Below are 21,816 nucleotides of genomic sequence, written 5' to 3'. Positions count from 1 at the left end.
GCAGCTCAGGGCGCTGGGAAATTCACCAGCCGCCCGGCCTGCTCGCTCGCACATTCGGACAACACTTCGAAGAAGTCGCGGCCGGACTTGGTGTCCAGCCAGCGACCATCGACGTACTTGTAGTGATAGCCGCCGGAACGCGCCGCCAGCCAGATCTCGTGCAGCGGCGGTTGCGTGTTGATGACGATCTTGCTGCCATTGGGCAGCGTCAGTTCCAGCAAACCGCCGGTACGGCTGCCATCGATGTCGACGACGTCATCTTGCAACAGTTCATCGATACGCGCTTCGATCGAGGCGAGCACCGCGCCGGCTTTCGCGTGGTATTCGCTGTCGGAAAGCGGCGTCGGATCGAGCATCATGGCGTGGTCCTGGTCGGGGCCTGCGCGGCAGACCCTAGAATCGCGGAATGTCAAAACGGGCCTTGATTCTAGCCACCGGCGTCGGCATGGCCTTGCTGGTAGGCCTATCGGCGTGCGGGCAAAAGGGCCCGCTCTACCTGCCTGGAAACGCACCCGCCAAGCGTGCGCCGCCGCAGGAACCTGCCGCCTCCCAACCCTCCACTGCCACGCCCCGATGAGCTTGCCCGGTTCTCCCTTCCTTGCCTACCGGGGCAAGGAGCTGTTCCTCGAAGACTGCTCGCTCGACGAGCTTGCGCAGCGTTTCGGCACGCCCTTGTACGTCTATTCGCAGGCCGCGATGCTGGCTGCACTGGCGCCTTACCAGCGGGGGCTCGCCGGCCGGCCGCATCTCGTCTGCTACGCGATGAAGGCCAACTCCAATCTGGCGGTGCTGCAGACGTTCGCGCGCGCCGGGTGCGGGTTCGACATCGTCTCCGGCGGCGAACTGGAGCGCGTACTCGCTGCTGGCGCCGACGCGGACAAGGTCGTCTTCTCGGGCGTCGGCAAGACGCGCGCCGAGATGCACCGGGCGCTCGACGCCGGCGTGCTGTGCTTCAACGTGGAGAGCGAAGCCGAGCTCGAGGTGTTGTCGCAGGCGGCAGTGGACGCCCGACGTACCGCGCGCATCAGCTTGCGCGTGAACCCGGACGTCGACGCGCAGACACACGCCTATATCTCGACCGGGCTGAAGGGCAACAAGTTCGGCATCGCGCACGACCAGGCGCTTGCGGCCTATCGGCGCGCGACCGAGTTGCCGGGTCTCGAAGTGGCCGGCATCGATTGCCATATCGGCTCGCAGATCACCACTTCCGGGCCTTATCTCGATGCGCTCGACCGGGTACTCGATCTGGTCGAGTCGATCGAAGCCGCCGGGATCGCGCTGCACCATCTGGACCTCGGCGGGGGACTGGGCATCGTCTATACCGACGAGCAACCGCCAGCGGCCGACGCTCTGCTCGCGCAACTGCTGCAGCGTATCGATGCTCGCGGGCACGGCCACCGCATGCTGATGGTCGAGCCTGGGCGTTCGCTGGTGGGCAACGCCGGCGTGCTGGTATCGGAGGTGCTGTACCTGAAACCCGGCGAGGCGAAGAATTTCTGCATCGTCGATGCCGCGATGAACGACCTGATGCGCCCGGCGATGTACGAAGCCTTCATGCGCATTGAAGCCTGCCGGCTGCGCGGGCACGGTGCGACGGTCTACGACGTCGTCGGCCCGGTGTGCGAGTCGGGCGACTGGCTCGGACGCGACCGCGCGCTCGCCGTCGAACCCGGTGATCGCGTGGCCGTGCTGTCGGCCGGCGCCTACTGCATGAGCATGGCCAGCAACTACAACACCCGTGGCCGTGCCGCCGAGGTGATGGTGGTCGGCGGCCAGGCCCACCTGGTCCGCGATCGCGAACAGCCGTCGGAGCTGTTCCGCGGCGAGCGCCTGATCGATTGATCAGGCGGCGCGCTTCAGCACCACCAGCCCTTTCAGGTATTCGCCTTCGGGGAAGGTGATGGTCATCGGGTGGTCCGGCGCAGCGCCCAGCCGCGAGTAGATGAAGCCGTCGACTCCGGCATCCAGCCCGGCGCCCGCGACGATCTTGTGGAACAGCTCGGCGCCGATACCGCCCGAGCACGAGAACGTGAACAACACGCCGCCCGGCTCCAGCAGCTTGAAGGCGAGCCGGTTGATGTCCTTGTAGGCACGCGCAGCCCGCTCGGCATGGGCGGCCGTCGGCGCGAACTTCGGCGGGTCGAGCACGATCGCGTCGAAGCTGCGCCCTTCCTTCAGATAGCGCCGCAGGCTGTCGTTCACGTCGGCATCGAGCGCCTCGTGCCGGCCGGCATCGAAGCCGTTCAGCGCGACATGCGCCGATGCGCGCACCAACGCGGGGGCGGACGAATCGACGCTGACGACCTGCCGCGCGCCGCCCGACAGCGCGGCGATGCTGAAACCGCCGGTATAGCAGTAGCAGTTGAGCACACGCTGAAAGCCGAAGTGCCGCACGGTGTCGGCGAACAGCTTGCGGTTGTCGCGCTGGTCGAGATAGAAGCCGGTCTTGTGCCCCTCGGCCACGTCCAGCGTGAGCTGCCACTCGTGCTCGCGGATCGTCACCGCGGTGCTGCCGCCGCCGCGCAGCCAGCCCGTGGCGGCCGGCAGGCCTTCGAGCGAGCGCACGCCGGAGTCGGAGCGCTCGTACAGCCGGGACAAGCCGGTGGCCGCCAGCAGCAGGTCGGCGATCGTTGCCTTCCAGCGCTCGGTGCCGGCAGACAGGAATTGCGCACTCAAGGTCTCGCCGTAGCGGTCGACGATGAGGCCCGGCAGGCCGTCGGCCTCGCCATGGATCAGCCGCACCGCGTCGCTCGCCACCGGCAGCCGCGCACGCATCGCGAGCGCCTGCGCGATGCGGCGCTCGAAGAAGCTCGCGTCGATGCGCTCGGACTCGTCGAAACTCCATGCCCGCACACGGATCATCGAGGTCGGGCTGAACGACGCCCATGCGAGGAACCGCCCGTCGTCGGCTTGCACGCGCACTGTTTCGCCGGCGTCGGCCTTGCCGTTGGCGATGCTGCCCTGGAACACCCAGGGGTGGTGGCGCAGCAGCGACCGCTCCTTGCCTTCGCGCAGTGTGATGACTTTCATACAGGGAACAGAGGGATCAGGTGTTGCGCTTGGCGCGCGGGTGGGCCGCGTCGTAGACCTTCGCGAGGTGCTGGAAGTCGAGCTTGGTGTACACCTGCGTGGTCGAGATGTTGGCGTGGCCGAGCAGCTCCTGCACTGCCCTCAGGTCGCCGCTCGACTGCAGCAGGTGCGAGGCGAACGAGTGCCGCAGCATGTGGGGATGCACGTGCGTCGGCACACCGGCCAGCAGCGCGCGTTGCTTCAATCGAAGGCGAATCTGCTGCGGCGTCAGGCGCGTGCCACGCGCGCTGAGGAACAGCGGCGCCGCATCGAGCTTGACGAATTGCGATCGCCGCTCCAGCCACACCCGCAGAGCCTGCGCCGCGGCGGTGCCGATCGGCACGCTGCGACGCTTGCCGCCCTTGCCCAGCACCTGCGCTTCGCCGGCCGCCAGATCGACCCAGCCGCGCGCCGTGGCACCGGCGATCGCGTCGAGCCCGACCAGCTCGCTGATGCGCAAACCGCAGCCATAGAGCAGTTCGACGATGCATTGGTCGCGCGCCTCGAGCGCCGGGTCGGCGTCGCCATGCTGGAGATCAGCGAGCTGCATCGATTGTTCGACCGACAAGGCCTTGGGCAAAGCCTGGGGCGCCTTCGGCGCGCGCACGCCCTCGACCGGGTTCAGCTTCACCACGCCCTGGCGGCCGAGCCAGCGGTACAGCCCGCGCCACGCACTGAGGGTGCGCGCCAGCGTTCGACCCGAGCGACCGCGCCCGTGCAACGTGGCCGACCAGCGGCGCACGTGGTGCATCTGCACCGCCTCGAGGGCGAGCCGGGCCTCGTCGACCAGGTCCTGCAGGGTGCGCAGGTCGCGAGCGTAGGTGTCGAGCGTCAGCTCGGCCATGCGCCGCTCGACGCGCAGATGCTCCAGGTACCGCTCGATCTGCGCGTGCACGCCGGTCCCGTTCAACCTGCGGCAGGCACCAGCCGTGCGAGGCCGGCACTCGCCAGCTCGCCGACACGCATCAGGAACTCGGTGCCCATGTCGGCGGTGTAGCGCGTCGGATCGGGCGAGCCGAGCACCAGCAGGCCGAAGGCCGGCGACGAGACACCATGACGCAGCGGAATCAGCGCAAGCGACATCACGGTCGCAGGGTCGTCCAGCCAACTGACCGGCTCGAACCCGGAATTGACGCCGCAGTACGGCATCGTCAGGCTGGTCGCGAAGGACTTGGTGTCGTCCTTCACGCCCTGCGCGAAGGACTGCTCGGCGTACTCGGGCTTGACGCCCCAGACACGCACGCAGGCCTGCGGGATCAGGAACTGGTTCTTCAGTTCGTCGGCCATCAGGGCAGGCACCTGCGCCGGGTCGGCGGTGAGCATGACGGCACGTGTCCAGCGGTGCAGCTTGTCGGCGATCGCTACGTTCTCCTGGCCGTAGCGGATCATCTCGATGATCTTCAGCTCCAGCCCCTTGATCTTCTCGCGCAGCATTTCCATCTGCCGCTCCTGCAGCGAGACGGCACGCTGACCGTGCGGGCTGGTGAGCTGGATGGTCGCCAGCAGCTCGGCGTGGCGCTCGAAAAAGCCCGGCGTCTGTGCGAGAAAGTTCGCGATGTCGTCTTCGGTGATGCCTTGGATGGTCATGGTGTGGAGTCTGTTGTCATACCTCGATCTCGCCTTCGAAGACGCTGACGGCCGGGCCGGTCATCAGCACCGGTGTGCCGGCGCCGTTCCATTCGATGCTCAGCCGCCCGCCGCGGGTGTCGACGTCGACGCGAGCATCGAGCCAGCCCTGCCGGATGCCGATGACGACCGCCGCGCAGGCTCCGGTGCCGCAGGCCAGCGTTTCGCCTGCCCCGCGCTCGTACACCCGCAGGCGAATGTGATCACGCGACAACACCTGCATGAAGCCGGCATTCACCCGGCGTGGGAAACGCGGGTGCGCTTCGATCAGCGGACCTTGCTCGGCCACCGGCGCCGTGTCGACGTTGTCGACCCGCTGCACGGCGTGGGGGTTGCCCATCGACGCGACAGCCACCATCACCGTGGTGGTGCCGCCCAGCTCGAGCGGCCACTGCTCGTGACCGCCGGCCGGCCGGGCCTGCAACCCGTGGGGGTCGAAAGGGATGCGCGCCGGCTCGAACACCGGCTCGCCCATATCGACCGTCACACGGCCATCGGGCTGCAGGCGCGGCTCGATGACGCCGGACAGTGTCTGCACGCGTATCGCGTCCTTGTCGCTCAGGCCGTGGTCGCGCACGAACTTCGCGAAGCAGCGCGCGCCGTTGCCGCACTGCTCGACCTCGCCGCCATCGGCGTTGACGATGCGGTAGCTGAAGTCCACGCCCGGCGCGGGTGCCGGCCCGACGATCAGGATTTGATCGGCGCCGACACCGAAGCGGCGGTCGGCCAGCGCGCGGTACTGCTCAGGCGACAGCGCCAGCGACTTGCGCGTGGCGTCGAGCACGACGAAGTCGTTGCCCGCCCCTTGCATCTTGGTAAAGCGCAGCTTCATGGCCGCGATTATCGCGCCGCCGCTCGCGCGTAGACAGAGCGCTCTCCGGCCGGCCGCGTCTTGAAGCGCTTGTGCACCCACAGGTACTGAGCCGGGTTGCGCCGGATCTCGGACTCGATCCACTGGTTCATTGCCAACGCGTCGGCCTCGGCGTTGTCGGTCGGGAAGTGTTGCCACGGCTCGAGAAAGCGCACGCGGTAGCCCTGCCCGCCGGGCAGGATCTCGCCGACGATGGGCTGCACCACCATGCCGAGCGCACGGGCCATGCGCGACGGCGCCAGCAATGTCGACGCCGACACACCAAAGAACGGGACGAAGGCCGAATCCTTGCGGCCGAAGTCCATGTCAGGCAGGTTGAAGAAGGCGTGGCCCTGCTTGATGCAACGCATCAGCGGCCTGGCCGACTCCTTGCGCGAAAACAGCTCGGCGCGGCCGAAACGCATGCGCCCGCGGCGCACCACGCCGTCGAACACCTTGTCGCTCTGGGTCTGGTAGATGGAGGCGACCATGCGTTGCACGTGCAGCTGCTCGGCCACGCCCGCCACGTCCAGCGCCATGAAATGGGGCACGAGAAACATCACCGGACGATCACTGCGATCGGCGAAGCTCACGTCACCCTCCACGTGGATCAGCCGGCGCAAACGGTTCTCGCTGGCATACCACAGCAGCGACCGCTCGAGCAGGCTGCGCGCCAACCACTGGAAGTGCTCGCGCGCCAGCGCCTCGCGCTCTGGTGCAGGCATCTGCGGAAAGCACAGTTCCAGGTTGCGCGCAGCGATGCGCCGGCGCGAGCGCGCCAGCCGGTAGAGCACGCGGCCGACGACACGGCCGAGCGCGGCCAGCGCCGGCAACGGCAGCCAGTGCAGCACCCACAACAGCGCAACAGCCAGCCGGGACCCCATGCTCAGCCTGGCTCCCCGGCGGCCGGCGCCCGTTCGCGGCGCGGTTGCTTGTAGCGGTGATAGCCCCACAGGTACTGCCCGGGGCATTGCAGGATCAATCGTTCCATGGCTCGGTTGATGGCAGCGGCGGCCGATTGTCCTTGATCGGCCGACATATCGGGCAGCGGCTGGTCAAAAGGGGCTGCATGCACCACGTAGCCCGCACCATGGCGCAGGCGCTCGCCCCACACGAGCACGATGCTGGCACCGGTTTGCTGCGCCAGCCGCGCCGCGAGCGTCATCGTGTAGGCCGGCCGGCCGAAGAACGGTGCCCACACGCCCATGCCCTGCGGCGGCACTTGGTCGGGCAGCAGGCCGACGGCTTCCCCCTGGCGCAGCGCGCGGATCATCTGCCGCACCCCTGCCAGCGAGGCCGGCGCGGTCGCCAGCCCCGGCCGCCGGCGTGCCGTCTCGACGAGAGGCCGGATCGCGGCCTTGCGCGGCGGCCGGTAAAGCACCGTGACCGGCCTGCGCTCGGCAGCGTAGCGCTCGACATAGCCCTGTGCGGCAACCTCGAAGCAGCCCAGGTGCGGCGTGAGGAACAGGATCCCCTTGCCGCGACGGTGCGCCTCGTCGACGCACTCCCCGCCCTGCCAGCGCACCTTGTCGCCCAGCGGGCACTGTTCGGGGCGCATCCACAGCCAGGGCAGCTCCATCGCCATGCGGCCGGCGGCCGCCACGGACGCGCGCGCGTCACGCCGGCTCACGCCTGCCTGGGCAGCGTTATCGCGCAGCCGGCGGCGATAGCTGGGCGACAGCGCCCAGGTCAGCCACCCCAACGCCGCCCCCAGGGCGTGCAGAAGCCACAAGGGCCACCAAGACAACAGGCGAAACAGCGTAAGCATCTTTTCTATAATCGCGTGGTCGCCGGTTTAAGGAACAACTTGCGGGGCGACGCAGGTGCGAAGCATAGCGAGCCCCTGCAGGACGTGAGTCCGACAAATGCCGCTAAAGCGTTCGCCGCACCTCCAAAGGACCCGGGCCGGCAAACGCAGGTCAGGGTCTTATTGTTTGGAGTCACCACTGTGGCGAACGACTTTCTCTTCACTTCCGAATCGGTCTCGGAGGGCCACCCCGACAAGGTGGCCGACCAGATTTCCGACGCCATCCTCGATGCCATCTTCGAGCAGGACCCCCGCTCGCGGGTGGCCGCTGAAACGCTGTGCAACACCGGGCTCGTGGTGTTGGCCGGCGAAATCACGACCAACGCGCACGTCGACTACATCCAGGTCGCGCGCGACACCATCAAGCGTATCGGCTACGACAACACCGAGTACGGCATCGACTACAAGGGCTGCGCGGTGCTGGTCGCCTACGACAAGCAGAGCAATGACATCGCCCAGGGCGTCGACCACGCCTCGGACGACCACCTGAACACCGGCGCCGGCGACCAGGGCCTGATGTTCGGCTACGCCTGCGACGAAACACCGGAGCTGATGCCCGCGCCGATCTATTACGCACACCGGCTGGTCGAGCGCCAGGCGCAGTTGCGCAAGGACGGTCGGCTGCCCTTCCTGCGCCCCGACGCGAAAAGCCAGGTCACGATGCGTTACGTCGACGGCCGCCCGCACAGCATCGACACCGTCGTGCTGTCGAGCCAACACTCGCCCGAGATGAGCGACGGCGCGAAGATGAAGCCGGAGTTCATCGAGGCGGTGATCGAGGAAATCATCAAGCCGGTGCTGCCCAAGGAGTGGCTGAAGGAAACGAAGTACCTGATCAACCCCACCGGGCGCTTCGTCATCGGCGGCCCGCAGGGCGATTGCGGCCTGACCGGCCGCAAGATCATCGTCGACACCTATGGCGGTGCCTGCCCGCACGGGGGCGGCGCGTTCTCGGGCAAGGACCCGACGAAGGTCGACCGCTCGGCAGCCTACGCCGCGCGCTACGTGGCGAAGAACGTGGTCGCGGCCGGCCTGGCGCGTCAGTGCCAGATCCAGGTCGCCTATGCCATCGGCGTGGCCCGCCCGATGAACGTGACCGTGTACACCGAAGGCACCGGCGTCATTCCTGACGCCAAGATTGCCGAACTGGTGCAGGAGTACTTCGACCTGCGGCCCAAGGGCATCATCCAGATGCTCGACCTGCTGCGCCCGATCTATTGCAAGACGGCGGCGTACGGGCACTTCGGGCGCGAGGAGCCCGAGTTTTCCTGGGAAAAGACCGACAAGGCGGCTGCGCTGCGGGCCGCTGCAGGACGCTGAGCCCGGCCAGGCCGGCCACCAGAGCCGCCGCGACGCCAGGCCGCGGCGGCTTTTTCATTTCTTGGCGTCCCTCAGTGCGCGTGCCACCTCGGCAAAGCCGGCGCCGCGTTCGCCGCGGGTGACATAGCGCGGCCGGTGGCGCAACTGCGGCAGGAACCGCTCGATGTTCGCGACGCCGATGCTGTTCGCGAAGTGATCGAACATCAGCTGGTCGTTGGTGGAATCTCCTACATAGACCCACTGCTCGATCTCGGCGTCGAGGTCGCGGCCATAGAGTTCGCGCACCACCCAGCGCGCGCCGCTCAGCTTGTCGTGCTCGCCGAACCAGCCGTTGATGTGGATGGAACTGACCGTCGCGACCATGCCCTCTGAGCGCATCAACGCGACGATCTGTTCGATGCGCTGCGGCGGCAGGTGTGCGAACTCGCTGTGGTCGACCGCGATGTCGGTCACGCGGCCGGCGCTGTCGCGCGCCAGTGTCGCACCGGGCACCTCGTCCAGCACCCGTTGCGCCACCTGCGCGAGTCTCGCGGCATTGCGGCTGCGCGTCGCCTGGTCCTGCATGTAAAGGGTACGCCCGTCGGGCAGCAGCGCCATCGCGCCGTTCTCCGGAACGATCGCGGCGACCGGCCAGCTGCGCGCAAAGGGCTGGGACCACCCCATCGGCCGGCCGGTGATCGGGACGACGATCACGCCCAGGTCGCGCAAGGTGGCCAGGGCGTGCACCGCGTCCTCGGTGATCGCGCCCTCGGTCGTCAGCGTGTCGTCGATGTCGGTGAACACGCCGCGGATGGCCCGGCGCGCCTCGAGCGGCCACTCGGCCAGCGGCAACATGTCAGGCTGCCTTCTGCAGCACCAGCCCCGCATGCTCGCGCAGCGGGTGGAAGTGGATCTTGGGGAAGCGCTCCTGTGTCAGGCGCAGGTCGTAGGGCGAGGTCATCAGGTAGGCCAGCGTGTCGGCAGCGTCCAGCGCCAGCTTGCTGGCGTTGGCGTCGGTGAATTTTTTCAACTCCTCCGGTGTGTCGGCGGTGATCCACCGTGCGCCGACGAAGCGCGACGGCATCAGCCGCACGTCGACGCTGTACTCGGCCTTCAGCCGGTGCTGGACCACCTCGAACTGCAACTGGCCGACGGCACCCAGCAGCATCGCCCCGCCTTCCTGTGGGCGGAACACCTGGATCGCGCCCTCCTCGCCGAGCTGCATCAACCCGGCTTGCAACTGCTTGCTTTTCATCGGGTTGGCCAGCTCGACGGCCTGGAAGAGCTCGGGCGCGAAGAACGGCAGCCCGGTGTACTGCAGGGACTCGCCTTCGGTGATGGTGTCGCCGAGCTGCACGCCTCCGTGCGTCGTGAAGCCGATGATGTCGCCGGCAAAGGCTTCGTCGACCGCTTCGCGCCGCTGCGACAGGAAGGTGACGACGCTGGTCGGACGCAACTCCTTGGAGGTCCGCTGCACCTTGAGCTTCATGCCCTGGGTGTAACGGCCGGAGTAGACGCGCACGAACGCGATGCGATCTCGGTGCGACGGATCCATGTTGGCCTGCACCTTGAACACCACGCCGGAGAACTGCTCTTCGTCCGGCTGCACCAGGCGGGTGGTCGTCTGGCGCGGCGCGGGTGGCGGGGCCAGATCGACCAACGCATCGAGCACTTCCTGCACGCCGAAATTGTTGACCGCCGAGCCGAAGAACACCGGTGTCTGCTTGGCCGACAGGAAGGCCTCCATGTCGAAAGCCGGCGCGGCTTCGGTCAACAGCTCGATGTTCTGCTCCGCCAGTTCGTAGTCGTGCCCGAACCGTTGTCGCAGCGCGTCGGCCTGCGACAGCGGCACGACTTCGTCCTCGGTGACGCGGTCGGCGCCGGCCTTGAACAGCCGCATGTTCTGCTGGCGCAGGTTGACGATGCCTGCAAACGCCTTGCCCTGCCCCACCGGCCAGGTCATCGGCACGCAGGGCATGCCGAGTTCGGCCTCGATCTCATCCAGCAGCGAGATCGGGTCGCGGCCTTCGCGGTCCATCTTGTTGACGAAGGTGAGGATGGGCGTGTCGCGCTGGCGGCACACTTCGATCAGGCGTTTGGTCTGCGCTTCGACGCCGTTGGCCGCGTCGATCACCATCAGCGCCGAGTCGACCGCCGTCAGCACACGATAAGTGTCTTCCGAGAAGTCCTTGTGGCCCGGTGTGTCGAGCAGGTTGATCACGTGCTCGCGGTACAGCATCTGCATCACCGAGCTCGCGACCGAGATGCCGCGCTGCTTCTCGATCTCCATCCAGTCGGACGTGGCGTGCCGCGAGGCCTTGCGCGCCTTCACGCTGCCGGCAATGTGGATGGCGCCGGAGAACAGCAGCAGCTTTTCCGTCAGTGTGGTCTTGCCCGCGTCGGGGTGGGAAATGATCGCGAAGGTGCGGCGGCGCCGCGTTTCAGGGGTGAAGGACACGAAAAGCTCCAGCGGGCCGGGCGGCCTCGGCGCGCGTCGAGGGGCGACGCGCAAAGGCGAAATGCTACCGGGTTTGCCGCCCGTCGGTTGGCGGCCGGGCCGCGGCCCGACTACAATTGCCGACTTCCGAGGAGCGTTGCAAGGCCAGCAGGCCCCAGGCTCGGAATCTTTCCATCGCAACGGCGCTCACCCGCATGTGTCCTGCCGGGTGAGTTTTTTCCAAGAAATCCCCCAGAGCACGGCGGTTTTTCCACCTGGAGAAACACATGAACGCTGTCCTCAAGCCCTTGCACACCGACCAGTACGTGATCGCCGACCTGTCGCTGGCCGACTGGGGTCGCAAGGAAATCAAGATCGCCGAGACCGAGATGCCGGGCCTGATGGCGATCCGCGACGAATTCGCCGCGAAGCAGCCGCTCAAGGGCGCGCGGGTCACCGGCTCGCTGCACATGACGATCCAGACCGCCGTGCTGGTCGAAACCCTGCAGGCATTGGGCGCCGAGGTGCGCTGGGCTTCGTGCAACATCTTCTCGACGCAGGACCACGCCGCCGCCGCGCTGGTCGCCGCCGGCACGCCGGTGTTCGCCTACAAGGGCGAGTCGCTGAAGGACTACTGGGACTACACCCACCGCATCTTCGAATTCGGCCCTAAGGGCGCTGAAGGCGAGGGCCCGAACATGATTCTGGACGACGGCGGTGACGCGACGCTGCTGATGCACCTGGGCAAGCGCGCGGAGAAGGACGCGTCGGTCATTGCCAACCCGGGCAGCGAGGAAGAGCGCGAGCTGTTCGCAGCCATCAAGGCCAAGCTGGCCGAGGACGGCAGTTGGTACAGCCGCAAGAGCGCGCAGATCATCGGCGTGACCGAAGAAACCACCACCGGCGTGCACCGCCTGCAGGAAATGTCGGTCAAGGGCACGCTGATGTTCCGTGCGATCAACGTCAACGACAGTGTCACGAAGAGCAAGTTCGACAACTTGTACGGCTGCCGCGAATCCCTGGTCGACGGCATCAAGCGCGCGACCGACGTGATGGTGGCCGGCAAGGTCGCGGTGGTGGCCGGCTACGGCGACGTCGGCAAGGGGTCGGCGCAAGCGCTGCGGGCGCTGTCGGCGCAGGTATGGATCACCGAGATCGATCCCATTTGCGCGCTGCAGGCCGCGATGGAAGGCTATCGCGTGGTGACCATGGAATATGCCGCTGACAAGGCCGACATCTTCGTGACCGCCACCGGCAACAAGGGCGTGATCACCTACGACCACATGGCCCAGATGAAGGACCAGGCCATCGTCTGCAACATCGGCCACTTCGACAACGAGATCGACGTGGCCTCGCTCGAAGCCAAGTGTCAGTGGGACGAGATCAAGCCGCAGGTCGACCACGTGATCTTCCCGGACGGCAAGCGCATCATCCTGCTGGCGAAGGGCCGCCTCGTGAACCTGGGCTGCGGCACCGGCCATCCCAGCTACGTGATGTCGTCGAGCTTCGCCAACCAGACGATCGCGCAGATCGAGCTGTTCACGCACAGCGACTCGTACGACGTGGGCAAGGTCTACGTGCTGCCCAAGCACCTCGACGAGAAGGTCGCGCGACTGCAGCTGAAGAAGCTCGGCGCGCAGCTGACGGAGCTGAGCGAGGAGCAGGCGGCTTATATCGGCGTGCCGAAGCAGGGGCCTTACAAGCCCGATACGTACCGTTATTGATCCCCCCTACGGCCTTCGGCCGCCCCCCGAGGGGGCGACACTGGCGGACCGGCGGAGCCGGATCCGCGGTGTCACTTGAAAAAGAGGCGGTGGCTTGTCTGGACACGGTGATGCGTGTGGATCTGTTGTTGGTGCAGAGAGGACTGGCGCCGAGTCGGTCGGCGGCGCAGCGGCTGATCGAGCGAGGCGCGGTGCAGTGGCAGGGGCCGCGCGGGTGGGCGGTGTTGCGCAAGGCGGGGGAAGACCTGGCCGAGGCGACGCCGCTGCGCGTGACGGACCTTGCAGAGCTGCGCTATGTGTCGCGCGGCGGGCTGAAGCTGGAAGGGGCGCTCACGCAGGCAGGGCTGGATGTGAAGGGCTGGGTCTGCCTCGATGTGGGGCAGAGCACCGGGGGCTTCACCGACGTGCTGCTGCAGCGCGGCGCGGCCCGGGTGGTGGGCGTGGACGTGGGGCATGGGCAGTTGCATGAGCGGCTGCGGGGTGATGCGCGGGTCACGGCCTATGAAGGCGTGAATGCCAAGGCGTTGGACGACTCGGCGTTCGGGCGCTCGACGAACAAGCACAGCTTCGACCTGATCGTCGGTGACCTGTCGTTCATTTCGCTGGGCCGCGTGCTGCCTTCGCTCGCGCCGTGGCTGAAGGCCGGCGGGCATGCCGTACTGCTGGTCAAGCCGCAATTCGAGGTGGGACCCGAGCATGTCGGCAAGGGCGGGCTGGTGAAGGACACATCGCAGTACGCGCTGGTCGAGCAACGGTTGTGCGAAGCGTGCACGGCAATCGGATGGGCCGTGCGCGACTATTTCGACAGCCCGATCACCGGCGGCGATGGCAACCGGGAATTTTTCGTCTGGGCACAGCCGCCCGACGCGTGAGGACCAAGATGACAACAACCGACAACCGGCTGCCGATCAGCCTCGAGTTCTTCCCGCCAAAAACGCCGGAGGGCGTCGACAAGCTGACCGCCGTGCGTCAGAAGCTCTATGCATTGAAGCCGCAGTACTGCTCTGTCACCTACGGTGCCGGTGGCTCGACCCAGGACGGCACCATGCAGGCGGTGCAGTCCATCCTCGGCGAGGGTTATGACGCGGCGCCGCACTTTTCTTGCATCGGCGCCGACAAGGCGGTCATCCGGGAAAAACTGAAGCAGTTTCAGGCGGCCGGCATCAAGCGACTGGTCGCCTTGCGCGGCGACCTGCCTTCGGGCTACGGCGGTTTCGGCGAATTTCGCTATGCCAGCGACCTGGTGGCCTTCATTCGCGAGGAAACCGGCGAGCGCTTTCACATCGAGGTCGCGGCCTATCCCGAAGTGCATCCGCAGGCCCGCTCGCCGGAAGCCGACCTGCAGGCTTTCGTCGCGAAGGTGAAGGCCGGTGCGAATGCCGCGATCACGCAGTATTTCTTCAACTGCGATGCCTACTTCCGCTTCGTCGACGACGTGCGCAAGCAGGGCATCGAGATCCCCGTCATCCCGGGCATCATGCCGATCACCAACTCGTCGCAGCTGATGCGCTTCTCCGACACCTGCGGCGCCGAGATCCCTCGCTGGATCCGCACGCGCCTGCAGAGTTTCGGGGACGACAAGACCTCGATCCAGGCCTTCGGACTCGACGTGGTGGCCGACCTGTGCGAGCGCCTGCGCGCCGCCGGCGTGCCGGGCATGCACTTCTATACGATGAACCAGGCCACTGCGACGCTGGAGATCTGCCGGCGCTTGAGGCTGGCAAGCTGACAGACGGCTGAAAGCGCAAGCGCCGGCGAGGGGCATGCGAGTTGGCGACAATGCAGGCTTGCCTGCCTCCATGTCCTCTCCCCTCCTCAGCTCCGTTCGCACCACGCTGCGCCATCCGGAATTCCGGCAAGGCGCGCAGGACATGGTGCACGTTGCGCTCGGCATCGCGGCCTGGGGCCTCGTCACCGGAGTCGCGATGGTCAAGAGCGGGCTGTCGGTGCCGCTGGCGGTGTTCATGTCGCTGTCCGTGTTCGCCGGCAGCGCACAACTGACGGCGCTGCCGCTGATCGCCTCCGGTGCGCCGATGTGGGTCGTCTGGGCCACCGCCGCCTGCGTCAACCTGCGTTTCGTGATCTTCAGCGCGATGTGGCGGCCCTACTTCGCGCCCTACTCCCGCGGGCAACGCGCGGTGCTGGGCTATTTCAGCGGCGACTTGAACTATGTGATGTTCCTGAAGCGATTCCCGCAAGGCGAACCGCAGCCCGACAACCTGCCCTACTACTGGGGCGGCGTGGCAACCAACTGGATCGGCTGGCAGACCTCGTCGATGATCGGCATTGCGCTGGCCAACGTGATCCCGGTGCATTGGGGTCTCGGTTTCGCGGGCGTGCTGGCGCTGGTCGGCATCACGTGCTCGCTCTTGCAGGGCAAGGCCACCTGGGTCGCGGCCGGCACGGCGGCCGCTGCGGCCGTTGCCGCCTTCGCGCTGCCGCTGCGGCTGAACATCCTGGTCGCAATCGCGGCCGCAGTGGCCGTCGGCCTGGCCATCGAGGCTGCTGAACAGATGCAGCGGCAGGTGCGCCGCGAGGCCGAGGGGCGGCGCGCATGATGTCCACCTGGGAAATCATCGTCACGGTCATCGGGCTGGCGATCATCACCGTCGTCACACGCAGCTTCTTCCTGCTGCCAGAGCGCGAGCTGCCGATGCCCGGGTGGGTCAAGCGCGGGTTGCGCTACGCCCCGCTCGCGGCGCTGGCCGCAGTGATCGCGCCCGAAGTCCTGATGACCCAGGGGCAGTTGATCTCCACTTGGCAGGACGCCCGCCTGCCCGCATTGGCCGCGGCCTGTGCCTACTACTTCTGGCGCCGCGGCATTCTCGGCACCATCGTCACCGGCATGGTGGTGTTCCTGCCGCTGCGTCTCGCGCTCGGCTGGTAGCCGGAGAGTTTGGTAACCGATCTGTGCCAGGCCGGCTGACGGCTCGCGGCACAATCCGGGATTCGTCGGTGCAAGGCCGGCCACGCCATTCCAACTCTCGAGCAGAAGAACCAGCATGAACGTACTGCGCTTTTCCGATCTCATCGCCGAAGGCAAGGTCCAGGGCCAACGCGTGTTCATCCGCGCCGACCTCAACGTCCCGCAGGACGACGAGGGCCGCATCACCGAAGACACGCGCATCCGGGCCTCGATCCCCTGCATCCGGATGGCGCTGGACGCCGGCGCCGCGGTGATGGTCACGTCGCACCTGGGCCGGCCGACCGAAGGGGAGTTCAAGCCGGAAGACTCGCTGGCGCCCGTCGCCGCCCGCATGGGCGAACTGCTCGGCCGCGAAGTGCCGGTGGCCGCCCACTGGGTGGATGGCGTCGACGTGAGGCCTGGCCAGCTGGTGCTGCTCGAGAACTGCCGCCTGAACAAGGGTGAAAAGAAGAACAACGAAGAACTGGCGAAGAAGATGGCGGCGCTGTGCGACGTCTTCGTGCACGACGCGTTCGGCACCGCTCACCGGGCGGAAGCCTCCACCTACGGCATTGCGCAGTTCGCGAAAACGGCCTGCGCCGGCCCGCTGCTCGCCGCGGAGATCGACGCGATCACCAAGGCGCTGAACCAACCGAAGCGCCCACTGGTCGCCATCGTGGCCGGCTCCAAGGTATCCACCAAACTGACCATCCTGCAGTCGCTGGCGAAGAACGTCGACCAGTTGATCGTCGGCGGCGGCATCGCCAACACCTTCATGCTGGCGGCCGGTCTGAACATCGGCAAGTCGCTGGCCGAAGCCGACCTGGTCGGCGAGGCCAAGGCCGTCATCGACGCGATGAAGGCGCGCGGTGCTGACGTGCCCATTCCGGTCGACGTGGTGGTGGCCAAGGAATTCAAGGCGGACGCAGCAGCCACGGTGAAGGCGGCGGCCGACGTGGGCGCCGACGAGATGATCCTCGACATCGGCCCCAAGACCGCGCAGATGCTGGCCGACCAGCTCAAGGCCGCCGGCACCGTGGTGTGGAACGGCCCGGTCGGCGTGTTCGAGTTCGAAGCCTTCGAGAACGGCACGAAAACCATCGCCCGCGCGATTGCCGATTCAAGCGCCTTCTCGATCGCTGGCGGCGGCGACACGCTGGCGGCCATCGCAAAGTACGGCATCGACAAGGATGTCGGCTACATCTCGACCGGCGGTGGCGCCTTCCTCGAAGTGCTGGAAGGCAAGACGCTGCCGGCTTTCGAGATCCTCCAGAAACGCGCAGCTGGCTGACGCGCCGCACACCTGCCCCGGCTCGCCTTGGGGCACCGCGGGCCTTTGTCTTTTCGGCGCCGTCGTTCGTCGGCAACATCGGGCGACCGCTTTGCCACGAATGTCTCGCCACCCCCGGATTCGTAACTCTGCAACTCGATTACGGCTGATAATCCGGAACAAAGTTACGAACCCGTTCGGAGACACCCCCTCATGTCGCGCGCCACCAAGATCGTCGCCACCCTCGGCCCTGCCTCGTCGTCCCCCGAAGTCCTGGAACGCATGATCGTCGCGGGCGTCGATGTCGTGCGCCTGAACTTTTCGCACGGCAAGGCGCAGGACCACATCGACCGCGCCAACCTGGTGCGCGAGACCGCGCAGCGCGCCGGCCGGCAGGTCGCAATCATGGCCGACCTGCAGGGCCCGAAGATCCGCGTCGGCAAGTTCGAAGGCAACAAGACCCTGCTGGAGCAGGGGCAGCTTTTCATCCTGGACGCGTCCCACACCGAACTCGGCAACAACGAACGCGTCGGCCTGGACTACAAGGAGCTGCCACGCGACGTGAAGCCCGGCGACACGCTGCTGCTGAACGACGGCTTGATCGTGCTGACGGTCGACCGCATCGTCGGCGAGCAGGTGTACACGCTGGTCAAGATCGGCGGCGAGCTGTCCAACAACAAGGGCATCAACAAGCAGGGCGGCGGCCTGACCGCCCCGGCGCTGACGGCCAAGGACATGGAGGACATCAAGACCGCGATGAGCTTCCAGTGCGAATACCTCGCCGTGTCCTTCCCGAAGAACGCGACCGACATGGAAATGGCGCGCCAGCTCGCCAACGTGGCGGGCGAGCCGTGGCGCCACAAGCCGGGGCTGATCGCGAAGATCGAGCGCAGCGAAGCGATCCCGGTGCTGGAGAGCATCCTCAAGGCCAGCGACGGCATCATGGTCGCGCGCGGCGACCTGGCGATCGAAGTCGGCAACGCCGCCGTGCCGGCGTTGCAAAAGCGCATGATCCGCATGGCGCGCGAGATGGACAAGGTCGTCATCACCGCAACGCAGATGATGGAGTCGATGATCGTCAACCCGGTGCCGACGCGTGCGGAGGTCAGCGACGTCGCGAACGCCGTGCTCGACGGCACCGACGCAGTGATGCTGAGTGCCGAGACAGCCGCCGGCAAGTACCCGGTCGAGACGGTCGAGCACATGGCGCTGATTGCGCTGGAAGCCGAGCGCGCCGAGGACGTCTCGCTCGACGCCGATTTCACGAACAAGCACTTCGGCCGCATCGACCAGTCGATCGCGATGGGTGCGCTGTTCACGGCGCACCACCTGGGCTGCAAGGCCATCGTCGCGTTGACCGAGTCCGGCTCGACGGCCTTGTGGATGAGCCGGCACAAGATCCACGTGCCGATCTACGGCCTCACGTCGCAGTCGCTGTCGCAACGCAAGATGGCCTTGTACCGCAACGTGCGGCCGATCCTGATGCCGAGTTACACCGACCGCGATGTGGCGCTCGCGAAGGCCGAGTCCCTGCTGGTCGAACAAGGCGTGCTGCGCCCCGGCGACACCTATGCGATCACCTGCGGCGAGCCGATGGGCTACCCGGGCGGCACCAACATGCTGAAGGTGTGCCGGGTCGGCTAGGGCCTAGTCGATACGCAGCGACACGCCGGTCACGAACAGGGCGTCGCCGCGCTTCAGGCCCTCGCCCGGGTCGCTGTTGTAGCGATAGGTCAACGCGGCCGTGAGGCTCAGCTTCTCGTTGATGGCCACCGACACGCCGGTGTCGAACTCGGCCCGATAGGTGCCCGGTTCGTTGAGCACCGGCAACAGGCTCAGTTTCTGCCTGAACTTCGTCGTCTCGGTGAACTGGTGACTCGATTCCTCGGCCAGCAGCAATTCGGCACGGCCGTAGCTGCGGCGCATTTGGCCGTCGACCTCGGCCGGGTCGGTGAAGCGGTCCTGGGTGTAGCCCAGACCGACGGAAAGGTCCCAGAAGCCGGTGTCGTCACGGAAGATGTGGTAGCCCACGCCGGACGCCGCAAAGGACCGCAGCGACAGGTTAGCCGGCCGGTCGCGCAGGAATTCCAGCCTGCCGAAGCCGAACCACTGAGGGGAAAAGTCGCGGTCGTACTGGGTGCCGGCACCGAACCGCTCGGCCGAGGTTTCGTCCTCGACCTTTGCATACTGAGCCCGGCCGGTGAGGCTCCACTTGTCGTGGTCGGTGGCGCGCACGCTGTCGGCCGTCAGGTTGAAGCTCGACGCGTCGCTGTTGCCGCTCGACAGACTGGCGCCGGCGCCGAACAGGTGTCGCCACTGGCCGTCGGGCTTGACAGTGACCTGCGCCCACGCGGCGCAGGGCAGTGTGGCGGCCAGGATCAGAGCGGGCAGGCGCGGGGCAAATGGCATGGTCGGACGGCTGGACACAGTTGAAGAAACTCGGCGCTGACTCTAGGCGGCACTTGCGCCGGCCCGTGTAGCGATTCGTTTTTCCCTTCTTTTCGCTTGTGTTTTCGAATGCAAGCGAACGCGCGCGAAACGCGGCCCTGCTCCCCACAAGGTACGTGCAGTTACGGCAGGCACCATCTGCGCCGGTATGTGCATCAGGACAACAAATTCGGCGCCGGCCCGCGCCGACGCTCGGATGCCAACAGTCACGAACCCGTTGGGGTCGACCGGTAGAATTGCCGCCAATTACTTCGCGGTTTCAGCTTCCCATCACACCGCGGAACACCGGTTGTCCCACTTCCCAGAGGCTCGCCATGCCACTCGTCTCGATGCGCCAACTGCTGGACCATGCCGCCGAAAACGGCTATGGCATCCCGGCGTTCAACGTCAACAATCTCGAACAGGTCCAGGCCATCATGAGCGCCGCCGACGAAGTCGGTGCGCCGGTCATCATGCAGGCCTCGGCCGGTGCGCGTAAGTACGCCGGCGAGGGCTTCCTGAAGCACCTGATCCAGGCCGCCGTCGAGTCGTACCCGCACATCCCGGTCGTGATGCACCAGGACCACGGGCAGAGCCCCGACGTCTGCAAGGGCGCGATCGACCTGGGCTTCAGTTCCGTGATGATGGACGGCTCGCTGCAGGCCGACGGCAAGACCATCGCCAGCTACGAGTACAACGTCGAAGTCACCCGCAAGGTGGTCGAGATGGCGCACGCCCTGGGCGTCACCGTCGAAGGCGAACTCGGCTGCCTCGGCTCGCTCGAGACGATGAAGGGCGACAAGGAAGACGGCCACGGCACCGAAGCGACGATGACGATGGACCAGTTGCTGACCGACCCGGAGCAGGCCGCCGATTTCGTCAAGCAGACCCAGCTCGACGCACTGGCGATCGCGATCGGCACCAGCCACGGCGCCTACAAGTTCACCCGCAAGCCCACCGGCGACATCCTGGCGATCAACCGCATCAAGGAGATCCACGCCCGCATTCCCAACACCCACCTGGTGATGCATGGCTCGTCCAGCGTGCCGCAGGACTTGCTGGCCGAAATCCGCAAGTACGGCGGCGACATGAAGGAAACTTATGGCGTGCCGGTCGAGGAGATCCAGGAAGCCATCAAGTACGGCGTGCGCAAGATCAACATCGACACCGACATCCGGCTGGCGATGACGGCTGCGATCCGCAAGTTCTTCGTGGAGAATCCGAGCAAGTTCGACCCGCGCGAATACCTGAAGCCGGCGCGCGAAGCCGCCAAGCTGATCTGCAAGCAGCGCTACATGGAGTTCGGCTGCGAAGGCCAGGCCGGTAAAATCAAGGCGATCGCGCTGGCCGACGTGGCCAAGCGCTACGCCTCGGGCGAGCTGGCTCAGGTGGTCCAGTACCGCCAGGTGGCCTGACGACCCCGGGCCCCGCTGCCCGCGCCGGCCCCGCCAGCCCGCTGCTTGCAGCGGGCTTTTTCATTTGCGAAAGACCCACGCCCGTGACTGCCGCCCTGCTCAACTCCTCCATCCGTTCCCTGCCCCTGCTGGCCCGCGGCAAGGTCCGCGACAACTACGCGGTCGGCGACGACCGCATCCTGATGATCGCGAGCGACCGGCTCAGCGCCTTCGACGTCGTGATGGGCGAGCCGATCCCCGGCAAGGGTGAGCTGCTGACGCGCATGGCCTTGTTCTGGTTCGACCGGCTCGACGGCATCGTGCCGAACCACCTGACCGGCGATGCCCCCGAAAGTGTCGTCACGGCGGACGAAGCGGGGCAGGTGCTGGGTCGCTCGATGCTGGTCCGGCGGCTCAAGCCACTGCCCGTCGAGGCCGTCGTGCGCGGCTATCTGGCGGGCAGCGGCTGGAAGGAATACCAGGAGTCGGGTGAAGTGTGCGGCGTCAAGCTGCCCGGGGGCCTGAAAAACGCCAGCAAGCTGCTGGAGCCGATCTTCACGCCGGCCACCAAGGCCGAGATCGGCGAGCACGACGAGAACATCTCGTTCGACCGCATGGTGCAGATCATCGGCCGCGAGCTGGCCGAGCAGGTGCGCGAGGTGTCGATCCGCCTGTACCGCACGGCCGCCGACTTCGCGCTGACGAAGGGCATCATCATTGCCGACACGAAGTTCGAGTTCGGCCTCGACTCCGACGGTCGACTCACGTTGATGGACGAGGTGCTGACGCCCGATTCGTCGCGCTTCTGGCCGGTCGAAGGCTACCGGGAAGGCATCAACCCGCCCAGCTACGACAAGCAGTTCGTGCGTGACTGGCTGGAGCAGGCGACCGTGAACGGCCAACCGTGGAACAAGCAGGCACCCGCCCCCGCGCTACCTGCCGAGGTGGTCGAGAAAACCGCTGCCAAGTACCGCGAGGCGCTGACCCGGCTCACCGCCGGCTGATACT

At 66.8% G+C, this 21,816-nt stretch carries 22 protein-coding genes and 1 riboswitch; of the genes, 12 read left to right on the top strand and 10 right to left on the bottom strand.

Going from position 1 to position 21,816, the window contains the following annotated elements; translation table 11 throughout:
* Nucleotides 1-5 precede the first annotated feature (5 nt).
* The gene (gene cyaY / locus M8A51_RS03380; protein WP_251776716.1) at nucleotides 6-359 is read right to left on the bottom strand and encodes an iron donor protein CyaY; all 354 of its coding nucleotides are present in this window, start codon (nucleotides 357-359) and stop codon (nucleotides 6-8) included.
* A gap of 47 nt (nucleotides 360-406) precedes the next feature.
* On the opposite strand from cyaY, the gene lptM reads away from it, so the two are divergent.
* Both lptM and lysA read left to right on the top strand, forming a co-directional pair.
* Nucleotides 407-577: an LPS translocon maturation chaperone LptM gene (lptM, locus tag M8A51_RS26695; protein WP_407062198.1), complete on the top strand. Its 171-nt coding sequence runs from the start codon at nucleotides 407-409 to the stop codon at nucleotides 575-577.
* Complete coding sequence (gene lysA, locus M8A51_RS03370) at nucleotides 574-1,842, top strand: diaminopimelate decarboxylase (protein ID WP_251776715.1); 1,269 nt, start codon at nucleotides 574-576, stop codon at nucleotides 1,840-1,842. The genes lptM and lysA overlap by 4 nt, the downstream gene beginning before the upstream one ends.
* On the opposite strand, the gene M8A51_RS03365 is transcribed toward lysA, so the two are convergent.
* Genes M8A51_RS03365 through M8A51_RS03340 form a run of 6 tightly spaced genes read right to left on the bottom strand, consistent with a single transcriptional unit; the run spans nucleotide 1,843 to nucleotide 7,313 of the window.
* Nucleotides 1,843-3,030 (bottom strand): class I SAM-dependent rRNA methyltransferase, encoded by a 1,188-nt coding sequence (locus tag M8A51_RS03365; RefSeq protein ID WP_251776714.1) that lies wholly within the window; start codon nucleotides 3,028-3,030, stop codon nucleotides 1,843-1,845. It lies immediately after the preceding gene.
* Between the two features lie 16 nt (nucleotides 3,031-3,046).
* Nucleotides 3,047-3,964, bottom strand: coding sequence for a tyrosine recombinase XerC (xerC, locus tag M8A51_RS03360; protein WP_368408518.1), 918 nt, complete (start codon nucleotides 3,962-3,964; stop codon nucleotides 3,047-3,049).
* Between the two features lie 11 nt (nucleotides 3,965-3,975).
* The gene (locus tag M8A51_RS03355; protein WP_251776713.1) at nucleotides 3,976-4,656 is read right to left on the bottom strand and encodes a DUF484 family protein; all 681 of its coding nucleotides are present in this window, start codon (nucleotides 4,654-4,656) and stop codon (nucleotides 3,976-3,978) included.
* Between the two features lie 16 nt (nucleotides 4,657-4,672).
* Nucleotides 4,673-5,527 (bottom strand): diaminopimelate epimerase, encoded by an 855-nt coding sequence (gene dapF, locus M8A51_RS03350; protein ID WP_251776712.1) that lies wholly within the window; start codon nucleotides 5,525-5,527, stop codon nucleotides 4,673-4,675.
* 8 nt (nucleotides 5,528-5,535) lie between these two features.
* Complete coding sequence (locus M8A51_RS03345) at nucleotides 5,536-6,429, bottom strand: LpxL/LpxP family acyltransferase (RefSeq protein ID WP_251776711.1); 894 nt, start codon at nucleotides 6,427-6,429, stop codon at nucleotides 5,536-5,538.
* Between the two features lie 2 nt (nucleotides 6,430-6,431).
* Nucleotides 6,432-7,313: a lysophospholipid acyltransferase family protein gene (locus M8A51_RS03340; protein WP_251776710.1), complete on the bottom strand. Its 882-nt coding sequence runs from the start codon at nucleotides 7,311-7,313 to the stop codon at nucleotides 6,432-6,434.
* A 180-nt stretch (nucleotides 7,314-7,493) separates the two neighbouring features.
* Here M8A51_RS03340 and metK point away from each other — a divergent pair, with 180 nt between their 5' ends.
* The gene (gene metK / locus M8A51_RS03335) at nucleotides 7,494-8,672 is read left to right on the top strand and encodes a methionine adenosyltransferase (protein WP_251776709.1); all 1,179 of its coding nucleotides are present in this window, start codon (nucleotides 7,494-7,496) and stop codon (nucleotides 8,670-8,672) included.
* A gap of 54 nt (nucleotides 8,673-8,726) precedes the next feature.
* Here the strand turns inward: metK and M8A51_RS03330 are convergent, their stop codons facing one another.
* Nucleotides 8,727-9,506, bottom strand: coding sequence for an HAD family hydrolase (locus M8A51_RS03330; protein ID WP_251776708.1), 780 nt, complete (start codon nucleotides 9,504-9,506; stop codon nucleotides 8,727-8,729).
* Between the two features lies 1 nt (nucleotide 9,507).
* Entirely contained in the window at nucleotides 9,508-11,109 is a 1,602-nt protein-coding gene (locus tag M8A51_RS03325; protein WP_251776707.1) for a peptide chain release factor 3, read from the bottom strand.
* Between the two features lie 122 nt (nucleotides 11,110-11,231).
* Nucleotides 11,232-11,304, top strand: a riboswitch (S-adenosyl-L-homocysteine riboswitch).
* Nucleotides 11,305-11,375: 71 nt separating this feature from the next.
* Between M8A51_RS03325 and ahcY the strand changes: the two genes are divergently transcribed.
* The 7 genes from ahcY (at nucleotide 11,376) to pyk (ending at nucleotide 18,631) form a co-directional block, all read left to right on the top strand.
* Entirely contained in the window at nucleotides 11,376-12,812 is a 1,437-nt protein-coding gene (gene ahcY / locus M8A51_RS03320; RefSeq protein ID WP_251776706.1) for an adenosylhomocysteinase, read from the top strand.
* A gap of 110 nt (nucleotides 12,813-12,922) precedes the next feature.
* Nucleotides 12,923-13,684: a TlyA family RNA methyltransferase gene (locus M8A51_RS03315; RefSeq protein WP_251777030.1), complete on the top strand. Its 762-nt coding sequence runs from the start codon at nucleotides 12,923-12,925 to the stop codon at nucleotides 13,682-13,684.
* A gap of 8 nt (nucleotides 13,685-13,692) precedes the next feature.
* Nucleotides 13,693-14,541, top strand: coding sequence for a methylenetetrahydrofolate reductase [NAD(P)H] (metF, locus tag M8A51_RS03310; RefSeq protein WP_251776705.1), 849 nt, complete (start codon nucleotides 13,693-13,695; stop codon nucleotides 14,539-14,541).
* 70 nt (nucleotides 14,542-14,611) lie between these two features.
* Complete coding sequence (locus tag M8A51_RS03305; RefSeq protein ID WP_251776704.1) at nucleotides 14,612-15,370, top strand: AzlC family ABC transporter permease; 759 nt, start codon at nucleotides 14,612-14,614, stop codon at nucleotides 15,368-15,370.
* Nucleotides 15,370-15,699: an AzlD domain-containing protein gene (locus M8A51_RS03300; RefSeq protein WP_251776703.1), complete on the top strand. Its 330-nt coding sequence runs from the start codon at nucleotides 15,370-15,372 to the stop codon at nucleotides 15,697-15,699. The genes M8A51_RS03305 and M8A51_RS03300 overlap by 1 nt, the downstream gene beginning before the upstream one ends.
* A gap of 115 nt (nucleotides 15,700-15,814) precedes the next feature.
* A complete protein-coding gene (locus M8A51_RS03295) occupies nucleotides 15,815-17,008 on the top strand; it encodes a phosphoglycerate kinase (protein ID WP_251776702.1) in 1,194 nt (397 codons plus the stop codon).
* A 192-nt stretch (nucleotides 17,009-17,200) separates the two neighbouring features.
* The gene (gene pyk, locus M8A51_RS03290) at nucleotides 17,201-18,631 is read left to right on the top strand and encodes a pyruvate kinase (protein ID WP_251776701.1); all 1,431 of its coding nucleotides are present in this window, start codon (nucleotides 17,201-17,203) and stop codon (nucleotides 18,629-18,631) included.
* Nucleotides 18,632-18,634: 3 nt separating this feature from the next.
* Here the strand turns inward: pyk and M8A51_RS03285 are convergent, their stop codons facing one another.
* Nucleotides 18,635-19,396, bottom strand: coding sequence for a DUF481 domain-containing protein (locus M8A51_RS03285; protein WP_251776700.1), 762 nt, complete (start codon nucleotides 19,394-19,396; stop codon nucleotides 18,635-18,637).
* Nucleotides 19,397-19,749: 353 nt separating this feature from the next.
* On the opposite strand from M8A51_RS03285, the gene fba reads away from it, so the two are divergent.
* Entirely contained in the window at nucleotides 19,750-20,829 is a 1,080-nt protein-coding gene (gene fba / locus M8A51_RS03280) for a class II fructose-bisphosphate aldolase (RefSeq protein ID WP_251776699.1), read from the top strand.
* A gap of 83 nt (nucleotides 20,830-20,912) precedes the next feature.
* On the top strand, nucleotides 20,913-21,812 hold the full coding sequence (locus M8A51_RS03275) for a phosphoribosylaminoimidazolesuccinocarboxamide synthase (RefSeq protein WP_251776698.1): 900 nt from the start codon (nucleotides 20,913-20,915) through the stop codon (nucleotides 21,810-21,812).
* Nucleotides 21,813-21,816 lie beyond the last annotated feature (4 nt).

It is taken from the genome of Caldimonas mangrovi, assembly GCF_023721835.1.
In the GTDB taxonomy this organism is placed as follows: Bacteria; Pseudomonadota; Gammaproteobacteria; order Burkholderiales; family Burkholderiaceae_C; genus Caldimonas; species Caldimonas mangrovi.
This window is presented reverse-complemented; position numbering and strand designations above follow the sequence as displayed.

Bases quoted from the DNA above. Each gene is read 5' to 3' on its own strand.
- cyaY (WP_251776716.1), bottom strand. From the start codon at position 359: ATGATGCTCGATCCGACGCCGCTTTCCGACAGCGAATACCACGCGAAA.
- lptM (WP_407062198.1), top strand. From the start codon at position 407: ATGTCAAAACGGGCCTTGATTCTAGCCACCGGCGTCGGCATGGCCTTG.
- lysA (WP_251776715.1), top strand. From the start codon at position 574: ATGAGCTTGCCCGGTTCTCCCTTCCTTGCCTACCGGGGCAAGGAGCTG.
- M8A51_RS03365 (WP_251776714.1), bottom strand. From the start codon at position 3,030: ATGAAAGTCATCACACTGCGCGAAGGCAAGGAGCGGTCGCTGCTGCGC.
- M8A51_RS03355 (WP_251776713.1), bottom strand. From the start codon at position 4,656: ATGACCATCCAAGGCATCACCGAAGACGACATCGCGAACTTTCTCGCA.
- dapF (WP_251776712.1), bottom strand. From the start codon at position 5,527: ATGAAGCTGCGCTTTACCAAGATGCAAGGGGCGGGCAACGACTTCGTC.
- M8A51_RS03345 (WP_251776711.1), bottom strand. From the start codon at position 6,429: ATGGGGTCCCGGCTGGCTGTTGCGCTGTTGTGGGTGCTGCACTGGCTG.
- M8A51_RS03340 (WP_251776710.1), bottom strand. From the start codon at position 7,313: ATGCTTACGCTGTTTCGCCTGTTGTCTTGGTGGCCCTTGTGGCTTCTG.
- M8A51_RS03330 (WP_251776708.1), bottom strand. From the start codon at position 9,506: ATGTTGCCGCTGGCCGAGTGGCCGCTCGAGGCGCGCCGGGCCATCCGC.
- ahcY (WP_251776706.1), top strand. From the start codon at position 11,376: ATGAACGCTGTCCTCAAGCCCTTGCACACCGACCAGTACGTGATCGCC.
- M8A51_RS03315 (WP_251777030.1), top strand. From the start codon at position 12,923: ATGCGTGTGGATCTGTTGTTGGTGCAGAGAGGACTGGCGCCGAGTCGG.
- metF (WP_251776705.1), top strand. From the start codon at position 13,693: ATGACAACAACCGACAACCGGCTGCCGATCAGCCTCGAGTTCTTCCCG.
- M8A51_RS03305 (WP_251776704.1), top strand. From the start codon at position 14,612: ATGTCCTCTCCCCTCCTCAGCTCCGTTCGCACCACGCTGCGCCATCCG.
- M8A51_RS03300 (WP_251776703.1), top strand. From the start codon at position 15,370: ATGTCCACCTGGGAAATCATCGTCACGGTCATCGGGCTGGCGATCATC.
- M8A51_RS03295 (WP_251776702.1), top strand. From the start codon at position 15,815: ATGAACGTACTGCGCTTTTCCGATCTCATCGCCGAAGGCAAGGTCCAG.
- pyk (WP_251776701.1), top strand. From the start codon at position 17,201: ATGTCGCGCGCCACCAAGATCGTCGCCACCCTCGGCCCTGCCTCGTCG.
- M8A51_RS03285 (WP_251776700.1), bottom strand. From the start codon at position 19,396: ATGCCATTTGCCCCGCGCCTGCCCGCTCTGATCCTGGCCGCCACACTG.
- fba (WP_251776699.1), top strand. From the start codon at position 19,750: ATGCCACTCGTCTCGATGCGCCAACTGCTGGACCATGCCGCCGAAAAC.